Origin of the sequence: Pararhizobium sp. LjRoot238, assembly GCF_964252955.1 — a bacterium.
Taxonomy (GTDB): domain Bacteria; phylum Pseudomonadota; class Alphaproteobacteria; order Rhizobiales; family Rhizobiaceae; genus Pararhizobium.
Genome location: NZ_CAXUPP020000005.1, coordinates 71807 through 97595 on the forward strand (window position 1 = coordinate 71807; position 25789 = coordinate 97595).

The 25789-nt window shown below is 60.4% G+C and carries 23 protein-coding genes and 3 pseudogenes; 18 read left to right on the forward strand and 8 right to left on the reverse strand.

Annotated elements, in window-relative coordinates; genetic code table 11:
• Positions 1–119: 119 nt before the first annotated feature.
• The 7 genes and pseudogenes from ACSQ3F_RS28035 to ACSQ3F_RS28065 form a co-directional block, all read right to left on the reverse strand.
• The gene (locus tag ACSQ3F_RS28035) at positions 120–1385 is read right to left on the reverse strand and encodes a sensor histidine kinase (protein ID WP_436103523.1); all 1266 of its coding nucleotides are present in this window, start codon (positions 1383–1385) and stop codon (positions 120–122) included.
• A 4-nt stretch (positions 1386–1389) separates the two neighbouring features.
• Positions 1390–2088 (reverse strand): response regulator, encoded by a 699-nt coding sequence (locus ACSQ3F_RS28040; protein ID WP_436103432.1) that lies wholly within the window; start codon positions 2086–2088, stop codon positions 1390–1392.
• 37 nt (positions 2089–2125) lie between these two features.
• The gene (locus ACSQ3F_RS28045) at positions 2126–2677 is read right to left on the reverse strand and encodes a Spy/CpxP family protein refolding chaperone (RefSeq protein ID WP_436103524.1); all 552 of its coding nucleotides are present in this window, start codon (positions 2675–2677) and stop codon (positions 2126–2128) included.
• A gap of 258 nt (positions 2678–2935) precedes the next feature.
• Positions 2936–3072 (reverse strand): annotated as a pseudogene (locus tag ACSQ3F_RS28050) (transposase domain-containing protein); the annotation flags it as partial.
• Positions 3039–3299: pseudogene (locus tag ACSQ3F_RS28055) on the reverse strand (EamA family transporter); the annotation flags it as partial. The pseudogenes ACSQ3F_RS28050 and ACSQ3F_RS28055, both read right to left, overlap by 34 nt.
• A gap of 141 nt (positions 3300–3440) precedes the next feature.
• Complete coding sequence (locus ACSQ3F_RS28060; RefSeq protein ID WP_113007828.1) at positions 3441–4163, reverse strand: response regulator transcription factor; 723 nt, start codon at positions 4161–4163, stop codon at positions 3441–3443.
• Positions 4160–5410 carry a GAF domain-containing sensor histidine kinase gene (locus tag ACSQ3F_RS28065; RefSeq protein ID WP_436103525.1) on the reverse strand — a complete coding sequence of 417 codons (1251 nt, stop codon included), beginning with the start codon at positions 5408–5410 and terminating at the stop codon, positions 4160–4162. Before ACSQ3F_RS28065 ends, ACSQ3F_RS28060 begins: the two co-directional genes overlap by 4 nt.
• A 291-nt stretch (positions 5411–5701) precedes the next feature.
• On the opposite strand from ACSQ3F_RS28065, the gene ACSQ3F_RS28070 reads away from it, so the two are divergent.
• The 6 genes and pseudogenes from ACSQ3F_RS28070 to ACSQ3F_RS28095 form a co-directional block, all read left to right on the forward strand.
• The gene (locus tag ACSQ3F_RS28070) at positions 5702–6718 is read left to right on the forward strand and encodes an ABC transporter substrate-binding protein (RefSeq protein WP_113007824.1); all 1017 of its coding nucleotides are present in this window, start codon (positions 5702–5704) and stop codon (positions 6716–6718) included.
• Between the two features lie 75 nt (positions 6719–6793).
• Positions 6794–8260 carry an ATP-binding cassette domain-containing protein gene (locus tag ACSQ3F_RS28075; RefSeq protein ID WP_436103433.1) on the forward strand — a complete coding sequence of 489 codons (1467 nt, stop codon included), beginning with the start codon at positions 6794–6796 and terminating at the stop codon, positions 8258–8260.
• Positions 8257–9204, forward strand: coding sequence for an ABC transporter permease (locus tag ACSQ3F_RS28080; RefSeq protein ID WP_436103434.1), 948 nt, complete (start codon positions 8257–8259; stop codon positions 9202–9204). The genes ACSQ3F_RS28075 and ACSQ3F_RS28080 overlap by 4 nt, the downstream gene beginning before the upstream one ends.
• Complete coding sequence (locus ACSQ3F_RS28085) at positions 9201–10151, forward strand: ABC transporter permease (RefSeq protein ID WP_436103435.1); 951 nt, start codon at positions 9201–9203, stop codon at positions 10149–10151. The genes ACSQ3F_RS28080 and ACSQ3F_RS28085 overlap by 4 nt, the downstream gene beginning before the upstream one ends.
• 14 nt (positions 10152–10165) lie before the next feature.
• Entirely contained in the window at positions 10166–11083 is a 918-nt protein-coding gene (locus tag ACSQ3F_RS28090) for an SMP-30/gluconolactonase/LRE family protein (RefSeq protein ID WP_436103436.1), read from the forward strand.
• 618 nt (positions 11084–11701) lie between these two features.
• A pseudogene (locus tag ACSQ3F_RS28095) lies at positions 11702–11827 on the forward strand (DDE-type integrase/transposase/recombinase); the annotation flags it as partial.
• Positions 11828–11951: 124 nt separating this feature from the next.
• On the opposite strand, the gene ACSQ3F_RS28100 reads toward ACSQ3F_RS28095, so the two are convergent.
• The gene (locus ACSQ3F_RS28100) at positions 11952–12674 is read right to left on the reverse strand and encodes a transcriptional regulator NanR (RefSeq protein ID WP_436103526.1); all 723 of its coding nucleotides are present in this window, start codon (positions 12672–12674) and stop codon (positions 11952–11954) included.
• A 197-nt stretch (positions 12675–12871) separates the two neighbouring features.
• Here ACSQ3F_RS28100 and oiaX point away from each other — a divergent pair, with 197 nt between their 5' ends.
• From oiaX to ACSQ3F_RS28160, 12 genes are all read left to right on the forward strand, one after another.
• Complete coding sequence (gene oiaX, locus ACSQ3F_RS28105; protein WP_436103437.1) at positions 12872–14125, forward strand: 3-oxo-isoapionate-4-phosphate decarboxylase OiaX; 1254 nt, start codon at positions 12872–12874, stop codon at positions 14123–14125.
• Positions 14126–14130: 5 nt separating this feature from the next.
• The gene (locus ACSQ3F_RS28110) at positions 14131–15471 is read left to right on the forward strand and encodes a four-carbon acid sugar kinase family protein (protein WP_436103438.1); all 1341 of its coding nucleotides are present in this window, start codon (positions 14131–14133) and stop codon (positions 15469–15471) included.
• 18 nt (positions 15472–15489) lie between these two features.
• Positions 15490–16284 (forward strand): triose-phosphate isomerase, encoded by a 795-nt coding sequence (locus tag ACSQ3F_RS28115; protein ID WP_436103439.1) that lies wholly within the window; start codon positions 15490–15492, stop codon positions 16282–16284.
• Positions 16281–16718: a D-erythrulose-4-phosphate isomerase gene (gene derI / locus ACSQ3F_RS28120; protein WP_436103440.1), complete on the forward strand. Its 438-nt coding sequence runs from the start codon at positions 16281–16283 to the stop codon at positions 16716–16718. Before ACSQ3F_RS28115 ends, derI begins: the two co-directional genes overlap by 4 nt.
• Positions 16719–16916: 198 nt before the next feature.
• Entirely contained in the window at positions 16917–17744 is an 828-nt protein-coding gene (locus ACSQ3F_RS28125; RefSeq protein WP_436103441.1) for a phosphogluconate dehydrogenase C-terminal domain-containing protein, read from the forward strand.
• 78 nt (positions 17745–17822) lie between these two features.
• On the forward strand, positions 17823–18764 hold the full coding sequence (locus ACSQ3F_RS28130; protein WP_436103442.1) for a D-ribose ABC transporter substrate-binding protein: 942 nt from the start codon (positions 17823–17825) through the stop codon (positions 18762–18764).
• A 73-nt stretch (positions 18765–18837) separates the two neighbouring features.
• On the forward strand, positions 18838–19482 hold the full coding sequence (locus ACSQ3F_RS28135; protein WP_436103443.1) for a DUF2291 family protein: 645 nt from the start codon (positions 18838–18840) through the stop codon (positions 19480–19482).
• A gap of 1 nt (position 19483) precedes the next feature.
• The gene (locus tag ACSQ3F_RS28140; protein WP_436103444.1) at positions 19484–21040 is read left to right on the forward strand and encodes a sugar ABC transporter ATP-binding protein; all 1557 of its coding nucleotides are present in this window, start codon (positions 19484–19486) and stop codon (positions 21038–21040) included.
• On the forward strand, positions 21040–22104 hold the full coding sequence (locus tag ACSQ3F_RS28145; RefSeq protein WP_436103445.1) for an ABC transporter permease: 1065 nt from the start codon (positions 21040–21042) through the stop codon (positions 22102–22104). The genes ACSQ3F_RS28140 and ACSQ3F_RS28145 overlap by 1 nt, the downstream gene beginning before the upstream one ends.
• 4 nt (positions 22105–22108) lie before the next feature.
• Positions 22109–23143 (forward strand): Gfo/Idh/MocA family protein, encoded by a 1035-nt coding sequence (locus tag ACSQ3F_RS28150; protein ID WP_436103446.1) that lies wholly within the window; start codon positions 22109–22111, stop codon positions 23141–23143.
• Positions 23140–25086: a D-apionate lactonase gene (apnL, locus tag ACSQ3F_RS28155; RefSeq protein ID WP_436103447.1), complete on the forward strand. Its 1947-nt coding sequence runs from the start codon at positions 23140–23142 to the stop codon at positions 25084–25086. Before ACSQ3F_RS28150 ends, apnL begins: the two co-directional genes overlap by 4 nt.
• A 300-nt stretch (positions 25087–25386) precedes the next feature.
• Entirely contained in the window at positions 25387–25644 is a 258-nt protein-coding gene (locus ACSQ3F_RS28160) for a hypothetical protein (protein WP_436103448.1), read from the forward strand.
• Positions 25645–25789 lie beyond the last annotated feature (145 nt).

Below are 25789 nucleotides of genomic sequence, written 5' to 3' on the forward strand. Positions count from 1 at the left end.
CATCCGGAATGACCGGCTGGAGTCAACTTGCACCCTGGCGCGGACAAACCTGGATGATCGCAACGGGTGGAATCCGAACATTCGCGCCAGTGTGCCAAAAAGGTGGCATTGCAGACACTTCACTTCATCGTTCGGGCGACCCGATGCACTGGAAGCACCACGACGAAGCAGGCGCCGCCGCCCGACGGAGATTCGTATCGCACCGCGCCGCCGTGGCGCTCGGCGATCTGGCGCACCAGCGCCAGCCCCAAGCCCCAGCCGCCCGCGGCCTCGCTGCGGCCCGGGGGCCTGTAGAAGGGCTCGAAAACGCGGGCGCTCTCGCTATCCGGTAGACCCGGGCCGTGGTCGCGGACCCTGATTTCCACCTCGCTACCAGCCTGCGCGACAGTGGCTGCGACGGGCGGGTCGCCGTGGCGTAGCGCGTTCTGCATCAGATTGCGCACGAGCCTGGCGAGCAGGCGCGCATTGCCTGTGACCGTCGCCGGCGTGCCGGAGACCTCGACGCCGTTGCGCGCGCCCTCTTCCGAGACCAGAGCCAGAAGGTCGACGGACTCCGGTACATCGAGCTCATCGACATGATCGAGCCTGCTTGCCAGCAGGATCTCCTCGACCAGCGTGTTCAGCTCGGCGAGGTTATGGACGATCTCCTCCCTGCGGCTGTCGTCCGGCGCCTGTTCATAGAGGTCGATCGCGATACGCAGGCGCGCAAGCGGCGAGCGCAATTCGTGGCTGGCATTGGCGAGCAAGGCGCGGTGTGACCTGATCAGCCGCTCGACATGGTCGGCGGCCTTGTTGAAGCTCTTTGCCACCGCCGCGACCTCGTCGCTGCCGTCCTCAGGCACGCGGGCCACGAAATCGCCCCTGCCCCAGGCGTCAACGCCCGCGCGTAACCGTTCCAGCCGTCGGGTCAGGTGACGCACCACCGGATAGGCGGCGAGCCCGATGACGGCGGCGATCAACGCCAGATAGGCGAGCGGATTGCGGCCAGCCGGACGGAAAGGCCGCTCCATGCGCGCAGCTACTGCGCGACCGTCGGGCAACTCCGTTACCACGGTGTGAGTATTGCCTAACGGGCGGTGGCGCCAAGGCCGCTCGAGAATGTCGCGCGGGAGCGGTCGGCCGGCGCTCGCGATCAGTCTGCCACGCGGATCGTATACCGCTATGTCGGCGTCGAAGGCCCGTGAAAACCGCTCCAACGTCGCCTCGACCGACCGCTGGTCCATGTCGGGCGGAATCAGCGCGGCGACGAACCGCGCGCGTTGGCTCTGCCAACTGGACTCCTCCTCGCCCTGTCCCAGCCACACGAAGGCCGCGCTGGCGACGGCGACCGCGGCAAGGCTCGCCAGCAGCGTCAGATAGATTTTTAGGAACAGCCGGCTGCGCATCGCTCTATCTCTCGTCATCCTGGAAGCGGGCGAAGACATAGCCGGCGCCGCGCACGGTGATGATGCGCCTCGGATGCTTGGGGTCGCTCTCGATGGCCGCCCTGATGCGCGAGATATGGACGTCTATGGAACGGTCGAAGGCTTCCAACTCCTCACCCTTGACCGTGTCCATCAACTGCTCGCGCGACAGCGTGCGGCCGGCATTTTCGGCAAGCGCCACAAGCAGGTCGAACTGGTAGCTGGTCAGAGCACATTCGCGGCCGTCGATCCTGGCCGAGCGGGATCCCGGCTCGATCTCCAGCCGTCCGAAGCGCAGGACGCGCGAAACGGCCGCACCACCGTTGCGGCGGCGCAGGATCGCTTTCAGCCGCGCCAGCAGTTCGCGCGGATTGAAAGGCTTGGGTAGATAGTCGTCGGCACCTAGCTCCAGCCCGACGATGCGATCGGTCTCCTCGCCCTTGGCCGTGAGCATCAGGATCGGCACGTCGGAGACGGCGCGCATCCGCCGACAGGTCTCAAAGCCGTCGAGGTCGGGGAGCATGACGTCGAGGATCACGGCGTCCGGCGCACGGCGGCCGAGGTCAGCAAGGCCCGCCGTGGCCGTCGCGGCGGCGTGGACGATGTAGCCGTTTGCGGAGAGATAGTCGGCGAGCATGGCGGACAGGCGCGTATCATCATCGACGATCAGGACCTGTTCCACCATCGCTCCGCTCTCCGTTCAGTCCCTTGGCCGACGCAGTCTACCACCGGCCGCGGCCTCCGCGCTCCTTCAAATGCGCGGCCAGCTTGGCGCGTTGTTCGGGGGTCAGCACTTCGGCGGCGTCGAGGAGCGCAGTCGTCATCTTGCGCGAGGCCTCGTCGATGGCCGCGATGCGCTCACTGCGCAGTTTCTCGGCGGCGGCGCGGTCGATGGTCGGCGCGCCGAGGAGTTCGATAACCGCCTCACGCGTCTCGCGGAAGTCCCGGAAAGTCGGCCTGATCTCATCGCGCGCCTTGTCGATGATGTCCCAAAGCTTGTCTTCCTGTTCGGACGTTGCATTGAGTTCGTCGAGCAGGGAGCCGATCCGGTGTTCCATAAAGTCGCCACCTCCCATATGCGCGTGCATCAGGTGGCCGCCCATGCCGAAGCGGCCCATGCCAAAGCCGAAATCGTCGCTGCGCGCGGCTGCAAAGCCGATCCCGCCGACAACCGCGACGGCCGCGATGCCGCCGATCGCCGCGCGCCGGCCCCAGCCCTTCGAAGCGGCTTCGCTGGCGGCCGGGTTCGCCAGGTTCTTGTCCTCAGTTTCCATCATTCGTCTCCTTTTCCTCCGCAGCGCCTGCTGCAATGGAGGAAAGCTAACAGGCCAACGTTTCGCGCGTTCTGGGCGAATGTAAAGAAATGTAAAGCCGGAGCATTGCCGCCGCGGCGGCTCAACGCCTCTGCAGCAGCGGAACAGATGAAGATGCGCGCAGAAGCTGCGGCCGGCGAGCTCATGAGGGAGCCGATCGCGAAAACCTTCTCCCCAGGCCGTTTGTTTGTAAGCGATGAGGTGACACCGTTGCTTCTGGAAGTTCCAGGGCATCAGCGCGTCGATCTCGCTCGATGGCCAACCTGCGGGATACGCTCAAGCGTCTGTGTCAGCCAGGCCAGCGGGTCGACTTCGTTCATCTTGGCGGACTGGATGAGCGTAGAGAGCGTGGCCCAGCATCCACGGTGCGTTCCGCCCAGGCGATCAACGTAAATGGGATCACACTGTTGAGGCAGGCTTGAAACAGGAAACGCCGCCATATCGCGACGTCCCTTGGCAAGGCCAATCCGCGTGACCTGATGACGCCAAGGAGGATCGCGCCAGCCATCAAGGTGCGTGCGGCAATCAGTGTCACCGGCGGGATCGTTTCCACGCCGATTTTGATGAAGGTGTACGATGCGCCCTGCGCGGACCGATTTTTCGCGCGGCGACTGACAAATCTCGGTCAGCGGCCGGGATCGACTCACAGCGGCCACTCTTCAGCATCTCAATTACTGTAACTTACTGGCTCGTAATCGATGCCGCCGACGCGGTGCGAAGCAAATCACAGCGATTTGAGCCATTCAGCTAGCTCGCTTTCAGCGCGTTCTAAGGCACTATAGTTGAGAAGCTTGCGCAGCATCGCAACAGTTACCGCCCTTGCTCGAAGGTTGAAGCGGCTATCATCATGGTCGTCTGATGCGGTTTGATAGACGTCGAGTTTTTCATAAAGTTGCTGAAGTCTGTTCTGGACACTGCGAAGCGAAAGATTGCGTCTTCTCGCAATGGCTCGATCCGTCAGGCCCAACGCAATATCGACCAGGATTTCATACTCCGTGTCGCTAAACCCTTTTGTCTGGCCGAGGCTCTTTTGCTGCATCCCGCGTACTTCCCGATCAATGACGCATTGCGCCTCGACGAAAATGCTGCGCAAAGCCAGTTTCAACCGCTCGTCGGAGGCGGACTTGAGCACATATCCATAGGCCGCACCGTCTGGCACGATACGCGAAACACCCCGCACGTAGGCCTCATCGGAATAGTTGGACCAGAAGAGGATGCGCGTATCCGGCCGCTCTTTCCAGATCGTGCGGGCGGCCTCGATGCCATTTCGATTGTTCATCTGTAGATCCATGACGACATGGGCCGAACGGTGGTCGCGTGCGAGCTTTTCGCCCGCGGTGCCGCTTTCCGCCTCGATCACCGTTTCGCATTCCGGCAAGGCGGCACAGACGGCTTCATGAAGGTAGGAGCGGTGCAAGGGGTCGTCTTCGACGATCAGAACTTTCATGGCTCGTTCCTCGGGCCCGGTTGGCGCGGCGTTTGCGCTGCCACTGGCAGATGCACGCCGATCGCGGTCCCGAGATTGTTTCGGCCCGCACTGATGGAAAACTTGGCGGAAATCAGCCTAGCCCGCGTTTTCATATTGTCGATACCGCCGCCATTGCGCCGGCGCTGTTTGGCAATACCAACACCGTCGTCACAAACTTCAATTGAAAGGCCATCGGTTTGCTCGCGCAGCCGCACCACAATGCGGTTAGCCTGCGCATGGCGCACTGCATTGTTGATCGCCTCCTGGGTAATGCGAAACAGCGCAATGCAGACGGTCTGATCAAGGCTATCGATGCCGCCGTCCGTCTCGTCGATCAACTCGCGCTCGATCGAAAGGGCGCTGTCGCGCACCGATCGGTCGAGGTGGTTCTCCACTGCCTGCACGAAACCGAAGAGCTGCAGGACGGAGGGTTTGGCCTCCTCGATGATTTGCCGGAGATCCTGCATGCAGTGCTGTAGGCTGCGAACCAACGGCTCCAATACTTCGCCGGCAACATCCGGTTCGTGGGTAAGCCGCTCCAGCCGTCGCGACAAGCGTGTGAGATCCGCCAACGTTTGGTCGTGCAGGTCCATGCCGATGCGCTGCCGCTCGCGCTCGAGGGCTTCCGTCAAATTAAGTGCGCCAAGCCGCAGTCCCTCTTCGCGTGCCCGGGCCTCGGCCTCGACAATCGCCGATTGCTGCGCCTGCTCGGCAGCCCGGAGAGCAAAGAAATAAGGTGACAGCAAATCTGCGATGGAGCGGGCGTTGATGATGTCTTCCATCGTGTAAAGTCCTGCCTGGTGCGACGAACAGCTCAGTGCACCGATCACGTCCCCTTCCACTTTCAACGGAACATGGAGTCGGCTGCGTAGAGCCTGATCGAAAATAGGCAAGGTAAAGGCACCTTCGAAATTGAACCGCGGATCGATTCCAGCGTCATCTGTCAGAAAATACGAAACCTCGCCCCAGAGGAGGGTACGGATCGGGCTGCCGGAGACGAGCGCCGGCGGATGGTTACCCCATGCGGTTTCGAGCCCGGTCTCATAGGCCGTATGGTATTTTCCACCGTGCATGATGATGCAGACGTCGAGATGATCATGCGGGATGATATGGGAGATCTCCACCGCCACGGCCCGGATGGCGGAGCGGAACTCAAGCTGCCCGGCAAGCAGGCGCGATATTCCCAGATAATGATCGAGAAGTGCCGATGGCGCCATTTTGAGCACGGTTGTATCTCCCCCCCCCGCCGACTTCTTCCCGCCTCCACGGTAAAGCCCGGGTCGTTCCTCATTCTCTAGTAAGCGCCCGACAGGCGCCGCACGTCCTGCAGGATCCCGCATCATCTATAGCAGATACCGCAAAAGCGCTGCCTCAAACTTCCTATACAAGCCTCCAGTTCTATACCATCCTGTGCCTGCTGAGAGGAGGAAGCTCGGCATTTCACAAAAGCTCGTCACCGCTTCGGCCAGGATGGACAGATCCCGCTCAATGAAAGTCGGATCAACAGGGAGAGAGAGATGAATTTCAGAAAGATGCTTTTGGCATCGGCAGCACTGTCGTGCGCTGCAATGCCGATTCAGGCAATCGCCGATACGTCGGCCAAGAAGATTGCATTGTCCAACAACTACGCCGGCAACTCCTGGCGGCAGGCAATGCTGACGAGTTGGGAAAAGGTGGCCGGCGAAGCCGTGAAGGCCGGTATCGTTGCCGCGGCCGATCCTTTCACCACTGCCGAAAACCAAGCGACCGAACAGGCTGCTCAGATCCAGAATATGATTCTGCAGGGCTATGACGCCATTGTGCTCAACGCCGCTTCTCCGACGGCGCTCAATGGTGCCGTGAAGGAAGCTTGCGATGCTGGCATCACCGTCGTGTCATTCGATGGCATCGTCACCGAACCGTGTGCGTGGCGCATCGCTGTAGACTTCAAGGAAATGGGCCGCAGCCAGGTTGAATATTTGTCCAAAAAGCTGCCGTCCGGTGGCAATCTGCTTGAAATTCGCGGCCTCGCTGGCGTCTTCGTGGATGACGAGATCTCGGCCGGTATCCACGCCGGTGTGGCGCAGTTCCCGCAATTCAAGATCGTCGGCTCCGTCCACGGCGACTGGGCGCAGGACGTGGCCCAAAAGGCAGTGGCCGGCATCCTCCCGAGCCTTCCCGACGTTGCAGCGGTCGTCACCCAAGGCGGCGACGGTTATGGAGCGGCAGAAGCCTTCGCAGCCGCCAAGCGGCCGATACCAACCATCATCATGGGCAACCGGCAGGACGAGTTGAAATGGTGGAAGGAACAGAAGGATGCCAATGGCTACGAAACCATGTCGGTTTCGATCGCACCTGGCGTGTCAACGCTCGCCTTCTGGGTTGCCCAGCAGATTCTCGACGGTAAGGAAGTGAAGAAGGATCTCGTCGTTCCCTTCCTCAGCATTAGCCAGGACACGCTGGAAACTAATCTGGCCAACACCCAGGAAGGTGGCGTCGCCAACGTCGAGTATTCGCAAGCTGATGCCGAAAAGGTCATAGCGGAAGCAAAATAAAGTATCCTCCCAACTTACGGTTCTGTCTGGTCTTCGAACCGGCCAGAACCGTCTCTTTTTCCGGGAATGCACAGTATGACGGCAATACCGCTGCGGGGCGCGGTCATCGAGGTCGCGGATGCCAAGGTCAGCTTTGGCGCGGTCAAGGCACTCGATGGTGTAACCATGAGAATTTTGCCTGGCGAATGCGTTGGCCTCGTCGGACACAACGGCGCCGGCAAATCGACGATCGTCAACGTCATCAATGGCGGGTTGTCGCCCCATCAGGGCACGATCGCATGCGGGGGGGAGCCGATGCCCCGTTATGGCATCGCTGCGGCGCGCGCCAATGGCGTTCGCTGCGTCTTCCAGGAACTGTCGCTGTGTCCGAACCTGACGGTGATCGAGAACACCCGCATAATGCACCGCACGCTCGCGGGCTGGGGCTGGCGGCATCGAGCAGCACGCATTATCGGCGACAAACTCGATGAGATATTCCCCGGCCATGGTATCGACCCAAGCGGTGTCGTCGGTGATCTTTCGATCGCAGAGCGTCAGATGGTGGAGATAGCCACGGCCTTCTCGCAGGTAGCACAACCAGTGAAACTGGTGATTCTCGATGAACCCACGTCGTCGCTCGACGCAACCCTCGCGACGCAGTTGCTGGGCTATGTCCGCAGCTTCGTCGAGACCGGCGGATCGGTCATCTTCATCTCCCATATCCTTGGCGAAATACTGTCGACGTCCGACCGCATCGTCGTGATGAAGGACGGCAAGGTGGTGACCGATCGACCTGCCGGCGAATTCGACGAGCACAGCCTGGTCGCGGCTATGGGGAGCGTGGTTAAGGGTCGCGATCAAGAAAAGCGCGTCAAGGACACCGCCGGACTGACGCCGCTCCTGTCGCAGCCTTCGCGTCGCGGTAAGGGTCTTCCCTTTCAGGCTTTTCCTGGTGAAATTATCGGTCTTGCCGGCCTGGGTGGCCACGGCCAGACCGATACGCTAATCGATCTCTATCTAGGGCGCACTGGGAGCTGGTTCCGCGCGCCCGAAGCTCAGGTGGCCTTCATCGCCGGAGATCGCGCGCTAAACGGCGTCTTCCCGCTTTGGAGCATCCTGAAGAACCTGACGATCGCTGATCTTGCAGGCCTCTCCCGGAGGGGCATCGTCAGCGAGCCCGCCGAGGCTGATCTCGGGCAGGCCTGGAAAGAGCGTATCGAGATCCGCACCCCGAATGTCGGCAATCCGATTCTGTCGCTCTCAGGCGGCAACCAACAGAAGGTATTGTTTGCCCGTGCCCTTGCCACGCCGGCACCCGCCGTACTGATGGACGATCCCATGCGCGGTGTCGACATCGGCACGAAGCAGGAGGTTTATGCCATCCTACGGGCTGAGGCCGATAAGGGACGCACTTTCGTCTGGTACTCGACCGAGATGGATGAAATCTGCCTTTGCGATCGGGTTTATGTGTTCAATAACGGTCTAATCGTTGCTGAGCTCAGGGGAGACGATGTGACGGAGAAGAGTATCCTGGCAGCCTCTTTCATGGGCGCCGCGGCATGAAGAGAACGCTATCCTCCGCTTCGATCCGACTTTTGATACCCGCTTTGTCGCTGACCATCCTACTGATCGCCGTCTTCTATCTGCAGCCGCGCGCCATGAGTTATGTCGGACTCAACCTTTTGTTCAATCTGGCCGTGCCGATTGCGTTGGCGACGATTGCGCAGATGTTGATCATGACGGTCAACGATCTCGACCTGTCGATGGGTACTTTCGTCAGCTTCGTGGCGTGTGTCGCTGCCACGTTCCTACAGGCCACCCCCGTGATCGGTGTGCTCATCCTTGCGGCCGCAATCGCAACCTATGCAGCACTCGGCGTGTTGATCCATGTCCGTACTCTTCCGTCCATCGTTGTCACACTCGGCATGAGCTTCGTTTGGGGCGGTCTTGCAGTCCTCATCCTGCCGGCTCCTGGCGGACACGCGCCGGAATGGGCGCGCGCCGTCATGATCTCCCGGCCACCATTGGTGCCAATGGCGATCATCGCCTGCGTCGTCATAGCTCTGGTCGCGCATTTTGTGATCATGCGCTCGTCCATCGGTGTTATCCTGCGCGGCGTCGGCGGCAATGCCCGCTCCGTGGAACGCGCGGGCTGGTCTATTCTGGGAGCGCGGGCAGCGACCTACGCGCTGGCGGCTTTTTTTGCCATTCTCGCCGGTATCTCGCTGGTCGGATTGACCACGTCGGCCGACGCCAATATTGCGCTTCGCTACACGCTCTTGTCGATTGCCGGTGTCATCCTTGGTGGCGGCGAGTTCACTGGTGGCCGCGTCTCTCCCATCGGCGCGGTCATCGGCGCGTTGACGCTGACGCTTGCCGGCTCGTTTCTATCCTTCCTGCGCATCTCGCCGGATTGGCAGATTGGCGCGCAGGGTGCGATTCTGATCGTCGTGCTTGGGCTCCGGCTGCTGCTCAAACGCCTTGAAAACCGGGAGAAGCGATCATGAGCATCTTCGCTTCCCTGTCTCGTAAGCCCTGGATCTGGTCTTTCGTTGCAGCATTCGTCGTCTGGATCGCCACCATCCTATTTACCGGTGGTACAAGCGCAATTGGGCTCAGCCAAGCGGCGCTGACTTTCGCCGCTTTCTCCATACTTGTCGGCATTGGCCAAATGTTCGTGATCACGCTGGGGCCGGGCAACATCGATCTCTGCGTTCCGGCCACAATGACGCTTGCGGGCACTGTCGCACTGAAATTCATGCAGGTCGATAATTCGCTTATCCTGCCGGGTCTTGTCGTCGCCGTCGCGATCGGCGTCGTAGTCGGCATCGGCAACTTTGCTCTGATCAAGCTCCTGCAGATCCCGCCGATCATCGCGACGCTGTCGATGAGTTTCATCGTGCAATCGACGGCGATCTGGACCAATCGTGGCCTGCGTATCAAGCCGCCGCAGGCCCTTGCAAAATTCACAACCGAAACGACGATCGGGATCCCGCATGTCGCTCTCGTTGCCTTGATCCTTTCGGTTTTCGCCTTTATCCTGTTGCAAAAGACGGTCTACGGCCGCTGGATCGCGGCGATCGGTCAGAGCATCCGTGCGGCTCGGATGGCCGGCATCCCGGTCGACGGGACGCGCTTCATCACCTACATCCTGTGCGCCATTTTGGCCGCGGTCTGCGGTTATCTCCTCGCCAGCTTCTCCGGTGGGGCCGCGCTCAACATGGGTTCGGAATACCTCTTGATGTCGATCGCCGTCGTCGTCATCGGCGGCACGGCTGTTGCCGGCGGCAACAGCAATGTGGCCGGAATCTGGGGAGCATCGCTCTTCATGTTTCTTGTTGTTTCCATGCTCAATACCTATGGAGCCGGCGCCGGCATCAGGCTGATCATGACAGGCCTCATCATTATTGCCGTCATTGTGGTCGCAGGCGGCCGCAATCCAAACCAACGATAATTCGGTCCGATCCCATGCTCCAAGTTTCCCCCTATGAAGTCCATGACCCAAGATTTAAGGCGCTGTTCATAGGCAGTGTCGTCCTCGAAGAGCTTTATACCGGCTGCCGCTGGGCGGAGGGTCCAGTCTGGTTCGGCGATGCGCAGCAGCTTGTCTGGAGCGACATTCCAAGCGAGCGAATATTGCGCTGGGTGCCGGACGGCGGGGTCTCCGTGTTCCGCGCGCCGTCGAACTTCGCCAATGGAAACACCCGCGATCGGCAGGGGCGGCTGATTTCTTGCGAGCACGGCACGCGGCGCGTCACGCGTACCGAAGCGGATGGTTCGATCACGGTTCTTGCCGACAGCTATCAGGGAAGACGGCTGAATTCACCCAACGATGTCATCGTCCGGTCGGACGGCACCATCTGGTTTACCGATCCGACCTACGGCATTCTCTCGGATTATGAAGGTTATCAGGCAAATCCGGAACAGCCCACCCGCAACGTCTACCGGCTCGATCCCGCCACCGGCGATCTTGCCGTCGTTGTCAGCGATTTTCTGCAGCCCAACGGCCTTGCCTTCTCACCGGACGAGACCAAGCTCTATGTCACCGACAGCGGTGCGAGCCACGACGATAACGCGGCCCGCCATATTCGGATCTTCGATATCGGGGATAACGGAGCGCTGACAAGCGGGCGAGTTTTCTGCAACATCGATAACGGCATCCCAGACGGGATGCGCGTTGATGTGAGTGGAAATGTCTGGTCAAGCGCTGCAGATGGGGTGCACTGCTTTGCGCCGGACGGTACTCTCATCGGCAAGATCAAGGTTCCCCAGACGGTCGCAAATCTCACATTTGGCGGGCCACGTCGCAACCGCTTGTTTATCACCGCCACACAGTCGCTTTATGCCATTTATCTGACGACAACGGGAGCGACCTGGCCTCGGTGACGCGCAGACGGCGGAAGTCACGGACGCCGTCCTCACAAGCCGCCGCCTCACGGCGCCCCGGACGACATTCGGTTGCAGACTTGGATCGATCTTCGCCTGGATAGCGCTGCGACGCCAGCGAGATTGGCAAGTTCATGACCTCTCATCACCGATTGGTTCCACTGCTTAAGTCCGGCTCGGAAGATGGCATCGAGCTGTTCCGCCAACCCGGCGAGTGTGACCTCACCCAACCTGCCGATCAGTAGCCGTTCGGCTCATTGAGCATCCGCGACTGAGCTGTGACGACCTGTTCTGCTAATCGCGAAGAGATAACGGCCAGCCAAAACGCTTCATACCCCAATTCGCCAGCCGGAGACGGCTCGGGTTCCGGAGCCTCCGAAAACAGTCGCGCAAATCGGCGAAGCTCGACCTCCTTACCCTCGAACCAGGCGTCCAGCCCACAGTAGGCGACCGCGGTCGCTGCATCAGCATTTAATGAAAGGCCGAATCTACGAGCGCGAGAATGGAGGTGAAGTCACTTTGATTTCAAAGTCGTTTGGTGTCCGTTTCAAGCTCCGGTCTATGGGGGCCTTTCCTCGACCCATCCTGACTTTAAGGTCTACAATGAGCACGAGCGAGCGCGCGATTGACCAGGATGGTTATGTTCTCGATGAGATCGTACAGACCCGCCGCGATACCAAAGCCGCCAAGCGATTGCTGATCCGGCTTTTAAAGAAGCAAGGTCTCCCACCAAAACGATCAGTCGAGCTTGAGCAGCGTAATCAACTCGGCAGCTTTCTGCCTCGCAGGTTCTCCAACAAGAGAGGCGCGATCTGATCGAGTATCTGAAGTCGATCTGACCGCCGATCGACAGCGCGTGGGCGCTACATCATATGCAGCCTCCAGGGCTACTCATATACAGCGCACTTGACCTCTCGAGGTGCCCCAGCATCGCGACTTCGGCCCCATCGGCATCCGCCGCTGCCAGTCGATCGATTATCTTCTCGTGTTCAACAAGCGTTAACTTTTCCTTGCCCGTCCAAATGAGCATGTCGGTGTGATACTCCTTGAGCCAGGCTAACATAGCCTCGCTGACTGCAACGAAGATCGGATTGCCCGAGATCTGAGCGATGCGAGTGTGAAATTGCATATCGGCGGAAATGAATTCTTCGGCTTTTCCCAACGATCGCCGCTGCCGTTCGAGGATTTCCCGCAGTTCTTCGACATCCCGTTCCGTGGCTTTTGCCGCTGCTTCGCGTGCCATCCCCCGCTCGAAAAAAATACGCGCGTTTTTCAGGTGTTCCAGCGAGTCAGATGATCGCGACAACATGATCTTTGCGGTTGAATTGACCTGCCGGAAGATGGACTGCGCGGTCAACTCCAAGACCTTCGCCCGCTCGCCGTGCGAAATCGCCACGAGGCCCATGTTCGCTAGCGACTGCATCGCTTCGCGTATCGCCGGGCGCCCCACGCCAAAGCGCTCCATGAGGACACGTTCCGACGGCATATCATCGCCCGGCTTCAACTCGCCCGAGGTAATCATTCGCTCAAGACGGTCAAACACTTCATCGGAGAGTTTGCGCCTCACGATCTGCTCTACTGGCTGGTTCATGCTGACTCGCTGGATCAAGGTCTCCCCTCCTTATGTACCTGAGCGAACTGGCAAGGAAAGATCAAGTCGCCGTTTTGAGCCGAAAACTTTGCAAGGACAGCCTAAAACGTCTTGCGCGATTTGGAATACTCATTATACCAGCTAATGAGGTGACGTCATCAATAAACGTGTTGGCATAAAGGAGCAACGAACAATTCATGATGATCACCGTCACCTACCGTATTGAAACGCCCGGCAGCGTCGAGGGCATGGCGGAAAAGATCGCCAGCGATCAATCGACAGGCACATTCGTACCGGTTCCAGGTGAGACGCAGGAGCTAAAGGCGCGCGTCGCCGCTCATGTGCTTGCCATTCGTCCCCTTCCCGATGCGCCGTCCCCAAGCTGGCCGGAAGCACCGGCGGGGCACGACGTCATCCACCGCGCCGACACCGATATCGCCTTTCCGCTTGATGCCATCGGCACCGATCTCTCTGCCTTGATGACCATTGCTGTCGGCGGCATCTTTTCCATTCGCGGCCTGACCGGCCTCAGGGTTGTGGATCTCAAGCTGCCGGATGCATATCGCGGGGCCTATCCCGGCCCGCAGTTCGGTCTTGCCGGAAGCCGGAGGCTCACCGGCGTCTACGACCGCCCAATCATCGGTACCATCGTCAAACCAGCGCTTGGCCTGCGCCCGCAGGAAACCGCGGAACTCGTCGGGAATCTCATCCAGTCTGGAGTCGATTTCATAAAGGACGACGAGAAACTGATGAGCCCGGTCTATTCTCCGCTCGAGGAACGCGTTGCCGCCATCATGCCCAAGATCCTCGATCATGAGCAGAAGACCGGCAAGAAGGTGATGTATGCGTTCGGCATCTCCCACACTGATCCGGACGAGATGATGCGAAACCACGACCTCGTTCTGAAGGCGGGTGGCAACTGCGCCGTCGTCAACATCAACTCCATCGGCATGGGCGCCATGGCATTTTTGCGCAAACGCTCTGGCCTCGTGTTGCACGCTCATCGCAACGGTTGGGACGTGCTGACGCGTCATCCCGGCATTGGTTTCGATTTCAAGGTCTGGCAGCAGTTCTGGCGTCTGCTCGGCGTCGACCAGTTCCAGATCAATGGCATCGGAGTCAAATACTGGGAACCGGACGAGAGCTTCGTCGAATCCTTCAAGGCTGTCACTACGCCACTGTTCGACGCGTCCGACTGCGCGCTTCCCGTTGCAGGCTCCGGTCAATGGGGCGGGCAAGCGCCCGAAACCTACCGCCGCACCGGCCGTACGACGGATCTTCTCTATCTGTGCGGCGGCGGTATCGTCAGTCATCCAGGTGGCCCGGTCGCCGGTGTGCATGCCGTGCAGCAGGCCTGGCAAGCAGCGGTTGCGGACATCCCGCTCGAAACCTATGCCGAGGACCATCCGGAGTTGGCGGCGTCGCTCAAGAAATTCGGCAAAGGCGAGTGAGAGCCATGACGAAACACGATCTACTCCTTTCCTATTATGGCGACGACCTCACCGGCTCCACCGATGTGATGGAAGCGCTCGCCTCCAACGGCGTGGAGACCGTCTTGTTCATGGACATACCGGATGAAGGTCTTCTGCATCGCTTCAGCCATTGCCGCGCGATCGGTCTTGCCGGCACGAGCCGCAGTGAAACCCCGGACTGGATGGATGAACACCTCACGCTCGCCCTTGCTTGGTTGAAAAGCCTGAATGCCGCCATCTGCCACTACAAGGTTTGCTCGACCTTCGACTCGAGCCCGCAAATCGGCAACATCGGCAAGGCGGTCGAGATCGGAAAGAAACTGTTCGATCAGGCCTATGTTCCTCTCGTCGTCGGCGCGCCGCAGCTGAAACGCTATACAGCCTTTGGTCACCTCTTCGCTGCCTATCGGGGCGAGGTCTATCGTATCGACCGTCACCCCGTGATGAACCGCCACCCTGTAACTCCCATGGCCGAGGCTGACCTGCGCCTGCACCTCAAGGAACAGACGGCGCTTGAGACACGGCTTGCCGATCTCCCGATGCTGGACGCCACAGACGCCGATGACAAGATCGATGCCCTCTGCGAACGCGCAGACGGCATGGTACTCTTCGACGTCGATAGCACCGAAAGCCAGATCAATGCCGGTCGCCAGCTCTTCCGGCTGAAGCCCGGCAATGGCTGGTTCGTATCGGGTTCTTCAGGCGTCGAATACGCACTCCTTACCGCCTGGTCGCAAGCTGGGCTGACGTCGGGACGCAGGGCGTTTCCTCTCCCCGGCAGGGCTCATCGCATCGCCGTCGTTTCCGGGAGCGTCTCGCCCACCACAGAGCGCCAGATCCGCCACGCCACCGAAAATGGCTTTGCCGGCATCAACCTCGAGCCGATGGAACTGCTCGGCGAGAATGGTAACGCTGCGCTGGAACGTGCCATCGCCGCGGGCATCGAATGTCTTCAACAGGGCAGCAGCGTCATCCTCAACACTGCACTCGGCCCATCCGCCGACCGCGGCAGCCATATCGACAGGATTGCCGGTAGCCGCCATCGCCTCGGCCGAATGCTCGGCAAAATCCTGCGTCGCCTCACTGAGGAACAGAACCTGAAACGCGCCGTCATCGCGGGCGGTGACACGTCAAGTCATGCGCTGCGGGAGTTGAATGTAGAGGCGTTGACGACCCTGCTACCTCTGCCCCAGACGCCCGGTTCCCCCCTCTGTACAGCCCATGGGACGCACGCCGCGACGAACGGACTGCAGATCGCCCTTAAGGGCGGCCAGGTGGGATCGGATGCCTATTTCTCGCAGATCCGGGACGGCGTGCAGGCGTAATCGAGGGAGAATGAAACGATGACGTTCTGGGTAGGGACGAGCTTCAAGATGAACAAGCTGCTCTCGGAGGCTCTCGCCTTTGCGAATGCTCTTGTCGAATCGGATGCCGCGCGCGATGCGCGCATTCAGCGTTTTGTCATCCCGCCGTTCACCGCCGCGCGTGAGGTCAAGGCCGCCCTAAACGGTACCTCTGTGAGGGTTGGAGCCCAGAACATGCACTGGGATGATGCCGGCGCCTGGACCGGCGAAATCTCTGCGCCGATGCTGGTCGATTGCGGGCTCGATCTGGTCGAACTTGGCCATAGCGAGCGCCGAGAATTCTTCGGCGAGACGGACGAGACCGTTGGATTGAAGGTCGAGAGCGCCGTGCGTCATGCTTTGATTCCGCTGATCTGCATCGGCGAGACGCTTGTGGAGCGCGAGAGTGGGCGGGCGGATGCGATGCTGAAGTCGCAGGTCGAAGGTGCTCTTGGGCAGCTTCAAGGCGAGGCTAAGAATGCTGACATCCTGATCGCCTACGAGCCAGTCTGGGCGATCGGCGTCAAGGGCATTCCGGCATCCTCGGAATATGCCGATGCGCGCCATGCGAAGATCTCCGCAGCCGCGCAAGCCGTGCTCGGGCGAAAAATCCCGGTGCTCTATGGCGGTAGCGTCAATCCAGACAATTGCGTGGAGTTCGCCGCCTGCACCCATATCGACGGGCTGTTCATCGGCCGCTCGGCTTGGGCGGTTTCCGGCTATCTCGACATTCTCGGCCGAGTGTCCAAGGCGCTCCCTGAACCAGGCTACGACAAACGGAAGGATACCCCATGAATATCGCGATCGGAGCAGACAGCGCGGGCAAGCCGCTGCTCGACGTCATAGCCGCCCATCTAGCCACCAGGCCGCACCTTAAGGTCAGCGACCTCAGCCAATCCGGCTACTATGCCGACCTGTCGCTGGCGCTGGCGCAGACCATCATCGATGGTCAGAACGAGCGCGGCATTCTGATCTGCGGCACGGGCATCGGCGTAGCGATTTCGGCTAACAAGGTGCCCGGCATCCGCGCCGCTCTGACCCACGACACCTATTCGGCTGAACGCGCGGCGAAGTCTAACAACGCGCAGATCATCACCATGGGTGCCCGCGTCATCGGCCCGGAACTTGCCAAGAGGATCGTCGACAAATGGCTGGAATCCGACTTCGACCCCAACGGCGCGTCCGCCGAAAATGTCGAGGCCATCAACCGACTGGACAAGGTGAAGTAACCGAGAGCTTCAGAACGCAAGCGCATTTTCCAACGCGGAGCACGACCCTCATGGTTCAAGGCCCGAGCTATATGGCTGCGGACGGATTTTGCATTCGGTCGTACGCAGGTCCGAAAATCCGTCCATGAGCTGATATGATGATTGACTCATCATACCAGTTGCATATAGTTACGGCAAACAGACAATAAGCGAGGAAAAATGACTTCAATTGCTCTCTTCGGCGCCGGCGGCAAAATGGGCTACCGGCTGGCCAAGAACTTAAAAGGCTCGCGCTTTGACGTGCGCCACATCGAAGTCAGCGATGCGAGCCAGGCGCGGCTGAAAAACGATCTCGAGATCTCCTGCGTGCCGGCCAATGCCGGGCTGGATGGCGCCAACGTTGTCATTCTCGCCGTTCCGGATACGGCAATCGGCAAGGTCGCGGCCGATATCGTCGACAAGCTCGCAGCCGGCACCATGGTTGTGGCCCTCGACGCGGCGGCCCCGTTTGCCGGCCACCTGCCGGTTCGGGCCGATCTCACCTATTTCGTCACCCATCCGTGCCATCCGCCGATCTTCAACGATGAAACGGACATGGCCGCGAAGAGGGATCATTTCGGCGGTCTGTTTGCCAAGCAGCATATCGTTTCCGCCCTGATGCAGGGACCGGAAGAGGCCTACGGCCTCGGCGAAGAGATCGCCAAGGTCATCTGGTCGCCGGTCATGCGCTCGCATCGCGTTACTGTCGAGCAGATGGCGATGCTGGAGCCGGGCCTATCTGAAACCGTCTGCGCCTCGCTGCTGGTCGTCATGAAGCAGGCCATGGACGAGTGTGTGAAACGCGGTGTGCCGGAGGAGGCCGCTCGTGACTTCCTGCTCGGCCACATGAACGTGCTCGGCGCCGTGATCTTCGGCGAGGTGCAGGGCGTGTTCTCCGATGCCTGCAACAAGGCCATTGAATTCGGCATCCCGGCGCTGATGCGCGACGACTGGAAAAAAGTCTTCGAACCACAGGAGATCGCCGAGAGCATTCGGCGCATCACCTGATCGCCGTCAGGCTCTAAGGCCTGACAATCATCGGCTCCGCCGGGAACGGGGCCGATCAATTCACTTGGGAGGAACCACATGAAACTAACACGCAGACTAACCCTTGCCGCCTTTGCCTGCGCCCTTTCACTGGGCGTTGCGATGCCGGCCTTTGCTGCCGACCTCATCGCCATCATCACCCCCTCGCACGACAACCCGTTCTTCAAGGCGGAAGCCGTCGGCGCGGAAGCCAAGGCCAAGGAACTCGGCTACGAAACCCTGGTTCTCGTCCATGACGACGATGCCAACAAGCAATCGCAATTGATCGATACCGCTATCGGCCGCGGCGCAAAGGCGATCATTCTCGACAATGCGGGCTCGGAAGCCTCGATTGCCGCCGTTCAGAAGGCCAAGGACGCAGGCGTTCCCTCCTTCCTGATCGACCGTGAAATCAACGCCACCGGCGTTGCCGTCTCGCAGATCGTTTCCAACAACTATCAGGGCGCGCAGCTCGGTGCCGAAGAGTTCGTCAAGCTGATGGGCGAGGCCGGCAACTATGTCGAACTGCTCGGCCGCGAAGCCGATCTTAACGCCGGCATCCGCTCCAAGGGTTACCACGACATCATCGACGAATATCCGGACATGAAGATGGTCGCCCAGCAGTCGGCCAACTGGAGCCAGACGGAGGGCTACTCCAAGATGGAGACCATCCTGCAGGCGAACCCGGATATCAAGGGCGTCATCTCCGGCAACGACACGATGGCCATGGGCGCAATCGCCGCTCTCCAGGCCGCCGGCCGCAAGGACGTGATCGTCGTCGGTTTCGACGGTTCCAACGACGTGCGCGATAGCATCGCGTCGGGCGGCATCAAGGCGACCGTGCTGCAACCGGCTTACGCGCAGGCGCAGATGGCTGTCGAACAGGCCGACGTCTTCATCAAGACCGGCAAGGGTCCGGCTGAGGAAAAGCAGCTTATGGATTGCGTGCTGATCAACGGCGAGAATTCCGCCAAGCTCGAAACCTTCGCGCTCACGAACTGATCCTCCCAAAGAATGCGCGCAGGGCGGACACTCTCCGCCCTGCGTTTATTTCCATCTGATGGAGCAGAATTCCATGCCGAACTTCGTGACAACCGCCGCAATCTCGCTCGCCATCGTGCTGGCGCTGCCCGGTTGCAAGATCATCAAGACGCCGACGGCCGAAGAGGCCGCAGAAGCTGCAAGCGGCGGGTTCAATCCCGATCGCCAGGTCGCGGATATCTGGATTGCGAAAGTCATTCCGTTCCTGGAAATGCGCGCCGGAACCTTCCAGGAGGTTTCCGCTCTGTCTAAATCCGATCTCGATGCCGCCGCGGCAAAATACGGTCACAAGGAAAAGGACGGCACGGCCCCCTGGACATTTGCCGCGAAAGTCTCCGGCACGATCGTCAAGGCCGAAACGAAATCCCGTGCTGCCTACCTCGACACTGATGTCGATGGCGACGGCAAGGCGGATGTGCGCGTCCAGATCGGCCCGGTCATCAAGGGCACCGCGATCCGCGACAGCCTCGACTTCGTCAATTTCAACGAATTCAAGAACCAGATCCAGTGGGCTGAATTCGGCAAGGCCTTCAACATCCATGTCAACGGCTTGACGCTCGAAAAGCTGCCGCGCGAAGGCCTCGAAGGCAAAAACGTGGAAGCTCTCGGCGCCTATCCCCTGCCGTCCGCTGGCCAGCCGGCGTTGCTGACGCCCGCCACCATCACGATCGGCGGCTGACATGGCAGCCGAGACACATGAGACCATCCTAAAGCTCGACGACGTGACGAAAGTCTATTCGGGCATCGTCGCAGTCAAGCATGCGAGCCTCGAACTGAAGCGCGGCGCGGTCAACGTGCTCGTCGGCGAAAACGGCGCCGGCAAGTCGACGCTGATGCGCATGATCGCCGGCGTCGAGAAACCTTCTCTCGGCCGCATCCTGCTCGACGGCAAGGAGGTCGAGTTCAACTCCCCGGCCGATGCGCAGAGGCATGGCATCGGCATGGTGTTTCAGGAATTGAACCTGTTCGGCAACCTCTCGGTCGCCGAAAACATCTTCGCCACCCGCGAGATCACCCGCGGCATTCGCGGCATCGATCACAAGACGCAGGTCGAAAAGGCCAATCATTTCCTCGACAAGCTCGCCGCTGGCATCAGTGCCGAAACCATGGTCGAGGACCTGCCGATCGGCCAACAGCAGCTTGTGGAAATCGCCAAGGCGATCTCGCTCGATACCCGTATCCTCATTCTCGACGAGCCGACCTCGGCATTGTCGGCCGCGGAAGTCGATATCCTCTTCAAGGTCATCGGCGAGTTGAAGGCGCAGGGCGTCGCCATTGTCTACATCTCGCACCGGCTGGAAGAGCTGATGCGCATCGGCGATTACATTACCGTGCTGCGCGACGGCCAGATTACCGGCCAGGCAATGGTTCGGGATATCGACACCAAATGGATCGTCCGCTCGATGATCGGTTCCGATGCCAAGGATTTTGCCAAATCCGTCGACCACAAGCTCGGCAGTGAAGCCTTCCGCGCCGAGAATATCTGCCTGCCGCGCAGGACGGGCGGTTTTGCCGTCGATCACCTGTCTATCTCCGTCAGGGCCGGCGAGGTTCTCGGCATCTATGGCCTCATGGGCGCCGGCCGCAGCGAGTTCTTCGAATGCGTCATCGGCCAGCATGCGCACTCCACCGGCCAGATCTTCGTCTCGGGCGATGAGATCTTCGCTAAGGACACCTCCACCCGTATCCGAAAAGGCCTTGCGCTCATCCCGGAAGACCGGCAGCGGGAAGGCCTCGTGCAGGTCTTGTCGATCGCTTCGAACCTCACTCTGGCAAGCCTCGAGAAATTCGTGAAGTTCGGTTTCCACATCGCCAGCGACCGCGAACAGACGGCCATCAAGGAACAGGTCCGCAACCTCTCGATCAAGGCGCCGAATCCGGATTTCGACGTTACCTCGATGTCCGGCGGCAACCAGCAGAAGGTTGTCATCGGCAAGGCTCTGATGACCAACCCGAAGGTGCTGCTAATGGACGAACCCAGCCGCGGCATCGATGTCGGCGCCAAGGCTGATGTCTTCCGCACCATGCGCAGGCTCGCTGGTGAAGGCCTCGCCATCCTGTTTTCAACTTCCGACCTCGACGAGGTCATGGCGCTCTCCGACCGCATCGCCGTGATGAGCAACGGCAAGGTAACGACGATCCTTGACCGGGCGGACGCCACCGAAGAGCTCATCGTCAAGGCTGCGTCCGAGGGACACAAATCGGCCGAACACAAAACCATTGGGGAAATTGCGTGATGATCACAGCAACCGCGACCGAAAAAGCACCGGCAACCGATAGCGGCTCCATCCTTTTGACGCTGATGAAGCTCAGGACGTTCATTGCGCTCTTTGCCGTCATCGCCTTCTTCTCGATCTTCGCGCCGAACTTCCTGTCGACGGCCAATATCATCCTGATGTCGAAGCATGTGGCGCTGAATGCCTTCCTCGCCATGGGCATGACTTTCGTCATCATCACCGGTGGCATCGACCTTTCGGTCGGCTCGATCGTCGGCCTCTGCGGCATGGTCGCCGGCGGTCTGATCCTCAACGGCATCGATCTGCAGTTTGGCTATACGATGTATTTCAATGTCGTCGAGGTCTGCCTGATCACGCTCGCGGTTGGCGTTGTCATCGGCGCGGTGAACGGTCTTCTGATCACCAAGCTCAATGTCGCCCCCTTCATCGCTACGCTCGGCACGCTCTACGTCGCCCGTGGATTCGCCCTGCTCTCCTCGGACGGCCAGACGTTCCCGAACCTCGTCGGCAAGCCGGAACTTGCAACGACCGGCTTCGGCTTCCTTGGTTCCGGCCGCATCATCGGCCTGCCGGTATCGATCTGGATCCTGATCGTCGTGGCGCTCGCCGCCGCCTATGTCGCGAAATACGTGCCGATCGGCCGTCAGATCTTCGCCGTCGGCGGCAACGAGCGCGCCGCCCGCATGTCCGGTATCCGTGTCGACCGGGTCAAGATGTTCGTCTACATGTTCTCCGGCTTCTGCGCCGCCATCGTCGGCATTGTCATTTCGTCGGAGCTGATGGCTTCGCATCCGGCCACCGGCAACTCCTTCGAACTTAACGCCATTGCCGCAGCCGTCCTCGGTGGCACCTCGATGTCCGGCGGTCGCGGCACAATCGGTGGCACCATCATCGGCGCCTTCGTCATCGGTATTCTGTCAGACGGTCTGGTGATGATGGGGGTCTCCTCCTTCTGGCAGATGGTGATCAAGGGCATCGTCATCATCGTTGCGGTGGTGGTCGACCAGGCCCAGCGCCGCTTGCAACAGCAGGTGACGTTGATGCAGCTGGCGAGGAGGGGGTGAGAAGATGATGGAACTGCGCGGCGCCCTGGTCGGTTGCGGCTTCTTCGCCGTCAACCAGATGCACGGCTGGTACGATGTCAAAGGCGTGTCCGTCGTCGCCATCTGCGACCACGACCCCGAGCGGCTGAAGCTCGTCGGCGACCAGTTCGGTGTCGAGCGGCGCTACACCGATGCAGCGCAGATGTTCGCCGATGGCGGTTTCGATTTCGTCGATATCGCAACCACGGTGAACAGTCATCGCGCACTGGTGGAATTGGCCGCCTCCCAGAAGGTTCCTGCGATTTGCCAGAAGCCGTTTGCTCCGACGCTTGCCGACGCAAAAGCCATGGTCGCAGCCTGCGATATCGCAGGAATCCCCCTTATGATCCACGAGAATTTCCGCTGGCAGACATCCATCCAGGCCGTCCGCAAGGCGCTGGATTCCGGCGCAATCGGCACCCCTTTCTGGGGCCGCTTCTCCTTCCGCTCCGGCTACGATGTTTTCTCCGGCCAGCCATACCTGGCGGAAGGCAAGCGCTTTATCATCGAGGACCTCGGCATCCATACGCTCGATATCGCCCGCTATATTCTCGGCGACGTGACGAGCCTGTCCGCGCGAACAAAACGCGTTAATCCGAAAATCCGCGGCGAGGACGTGGCGACCATCCTGCTCGACCACGACAACGGCGCGACCTCCATTGTCGATGTCAGCTATGCGACCAGACAATCCGTCGAGCCCTTCCCCGAAACGCTGATCGAGCTCGACGGTACGCAGGGCTCGCTGCGCCTTTCGCAGGGCTACGAGCTGCAGGTCACCAATGGCGAGGGAACGACGACCACCGACGTCGCCCCAATCTTGCTGCCCTGGGCGTCGCGGCCGTGGCACAATATCCAGGAAAGCGTCTTCGCCATCCAGCAGCACTGGGCCGATTGCCTCCGCCGGCAAGAGGAAACGTGCACCTCCGGCGCCGACAATCTGAAGACCTTGGCCCTCGTCGAAGCCGCCTATGAAAGCGCCGCCTCCAAGGCGACCGTCGAGATCGGAACCTTGCTGAAATGAGCGACACGGCATTTGCCTTCCAGCTTTACGGAACCATCCTGGCCGAACCCGTCCCGCGTCTCCTGAGGGCCGGAAAACTGACAGCACAACTGGCCGGCGGCAATCTGCGGACCATCGCCTACGACGGCGTCGAAGTCCTGCGCGCCATTTCCTACCTCGTGCGCGATAGTGATTGGGGCACCTATGATCCCGGTTTGTCGAACCTCGTGGTAGCGGAATCGGGGAACGGCTTCACTGTCTCCTACGGCGCCCGTTGCGATGGCCCGAACGGCGCCGTTCTCGACATAGCAGCAATGATCGAAGGACGTGCCGATGGCAAATTGACCTTCACAAGCGTGGCCCGCTCCCCCACAGGCTTCGAGACCAATCGCTGCGGCTTTTGCATCCTGCATCCCATCGTCGGCGTCGCCGGAGCGGCAGTCACCGTCGAGCATGTCAATGGCGAGATAGAGGACACGAAGTTGCCGGATCTCATCGAGCCCTGGCAACCCTTCGAGGACATGCGCGCTATAACCCACAATGCGCTTGCTGGTGTTAGCGTCGAATGCCGCATGGAGGGCGACACGTTCGAGATGGAAGACCAGCGCAACTGGTCGGACGCCTCCTACAAGACCTATGTCCGCCCGTTGGCCCTGCCCTGGCCCTACCGGATACCGCCCGACGAACCTATCGTCCAGCAAATCACCCTGACAATCATCGACCGCCGCGCCTCTTCGGGTGATCGCCCCGCATCCGCCGGGAACTCCGCCGTCATCCGGCTCACGCCCGGGACAGCGTCCGGCACGATGCCCGCCATCGGCCTGGTGATCACCCCAGAGGAAGCCAAAGCCAGTCTCGCTACCCTCGCGCGCCAGGATGGGCCGAAGGTTCAGGACCTGCTCTTCCACTTCGACCCCGCAGCCGGTCATGACGCCGCCGTGTTCAAGGGTTTTGCCGAGATTGCCGCCATCCACGGCGGCACGACAACGCTCGAATTCGCCGTCCGCTGCCAACGCCCGCTGGATGAGGAAATGCTGGAGATTGCCGCGTGGATGCGCGCCGCAGACTTCGCACCTAGTGCCATCATGGTCTGCCCCTCTGTCGATCGCCAATCGACCCCGCCCGGTAGCAAATGGCCGGATTGTCCACCGCTCGAGGAAGTCTACGCAGCCGCATTGAACGCATTTCCCGGCATTCGCCTCGGCGGCGGCATGCTCTCCTATTTCACCGAACTCAACCGCAAGCGTGTTCCGGCCGGAAACCTCGGTTTCATCAGCCATTGCACCAGTCCCATCGTGCATGCGGCTGACGATCTGAGCGTCATGCAGACACTTGAAGCGCTGCCCTTCGTCACAAGGTCGGTCCGCGCCATCTACGGCGACAAGCCCTATCGGCTCGGACCCTCCACCATCGCCATGCGGCAAAACCCCTATGGCAGCCGCACGATGGACAACCCAAATAGTAGCCGCATCCCAATGGCCAACCGTGACCCCCGCCATACCGGCCTGTTCGCCGCCGCCTTCGCCACCGGTTACATCACTTCAGTGCTGGATGCAGATATCGAGACACTGACGCTATCAGCCCTCACCGGACCGTTCGGCGTCTTTGCCGAAAAAGGCGAGCCGATCGCCGAAGGCGGAAGACGACCACTCTTTCACATCGTGGCTGGCCTGGCGGAACTGGCAGGTCAGCAATGGCGTGCCGTCGTTGCCTCCCATCCGCAAAAAGTCATGTCTTTCAGAACGGAAGCCAAAAAGGAGGCCACTCTGTGGATCGTCAATCTCAGCGATCAAGCACTAACGGTGGACATGAGCGAGTTGGTTAATCCAGCGCGCGCTCAACTGGATGTGCTTGACGGGGACACAATGAGGAAAGCGACGAAATCCGGAGTGAAGTCAGTTGGAATCGTAAGGGCGCAACTAAGGCTTTCGCCTTTTGCCGTTGCTCGTGTCTACACCTCGTGACATTTCCTTGAGCCATCTTTCGTAATTTCATCACCGGCAACTTGATCGGCCAGTGATTCGAGGGGACGGCACCTCGTCAGTGCTGACCGTGTGAGGGCGTTGCGTTCCGCAAAACGTTATCCCCTGAGTGGGTGTCTGCAGCTCAGACCAAGCGCCAGGGTGTAACGCTGACGCTGCAATGGCAGGAAGACAGGGCGAGCCATCCCGACGGTTACGTTTACACATGGTTTTGCGACCGTTTTGCCCTCGTCGACGCCGCGCTCACGCGACGTTCCGCAACCATCACGAGGCGGCGCGGTGATGCAGACCGATTGCGCAGGCCACACCATTCCCATCATCGACCCTTCGACCGGCGTCATCCATTCGGCGCAAATCTTTGTGGCGTTGCCCGCCTCGTCTACGACATTCGGCAGGTCCAGCTTCAGCCAGAAACTGCCGGACTGGGGATCGAGCCCAGGAACGCGCGCAAGCCTGTTCAGCGGCGTCACGAACACGATCGTGTGCGACAACCTAAAGGCAGGCATCGCCGGTGTTAAATACACATCTCTACAGGCGTGAGGCCTATAACGCGATGTTCATGGAGCGTCTGAGTCTCTTTGAACTAGACCCGCTTAAGTTCAATGGCCTTGATGCAGCTGTCGAAAACGCTATCCAGCTCACGGTAGAAATCCTGGAACTGTTGCGGTCGAGTTCGACGGAGAGG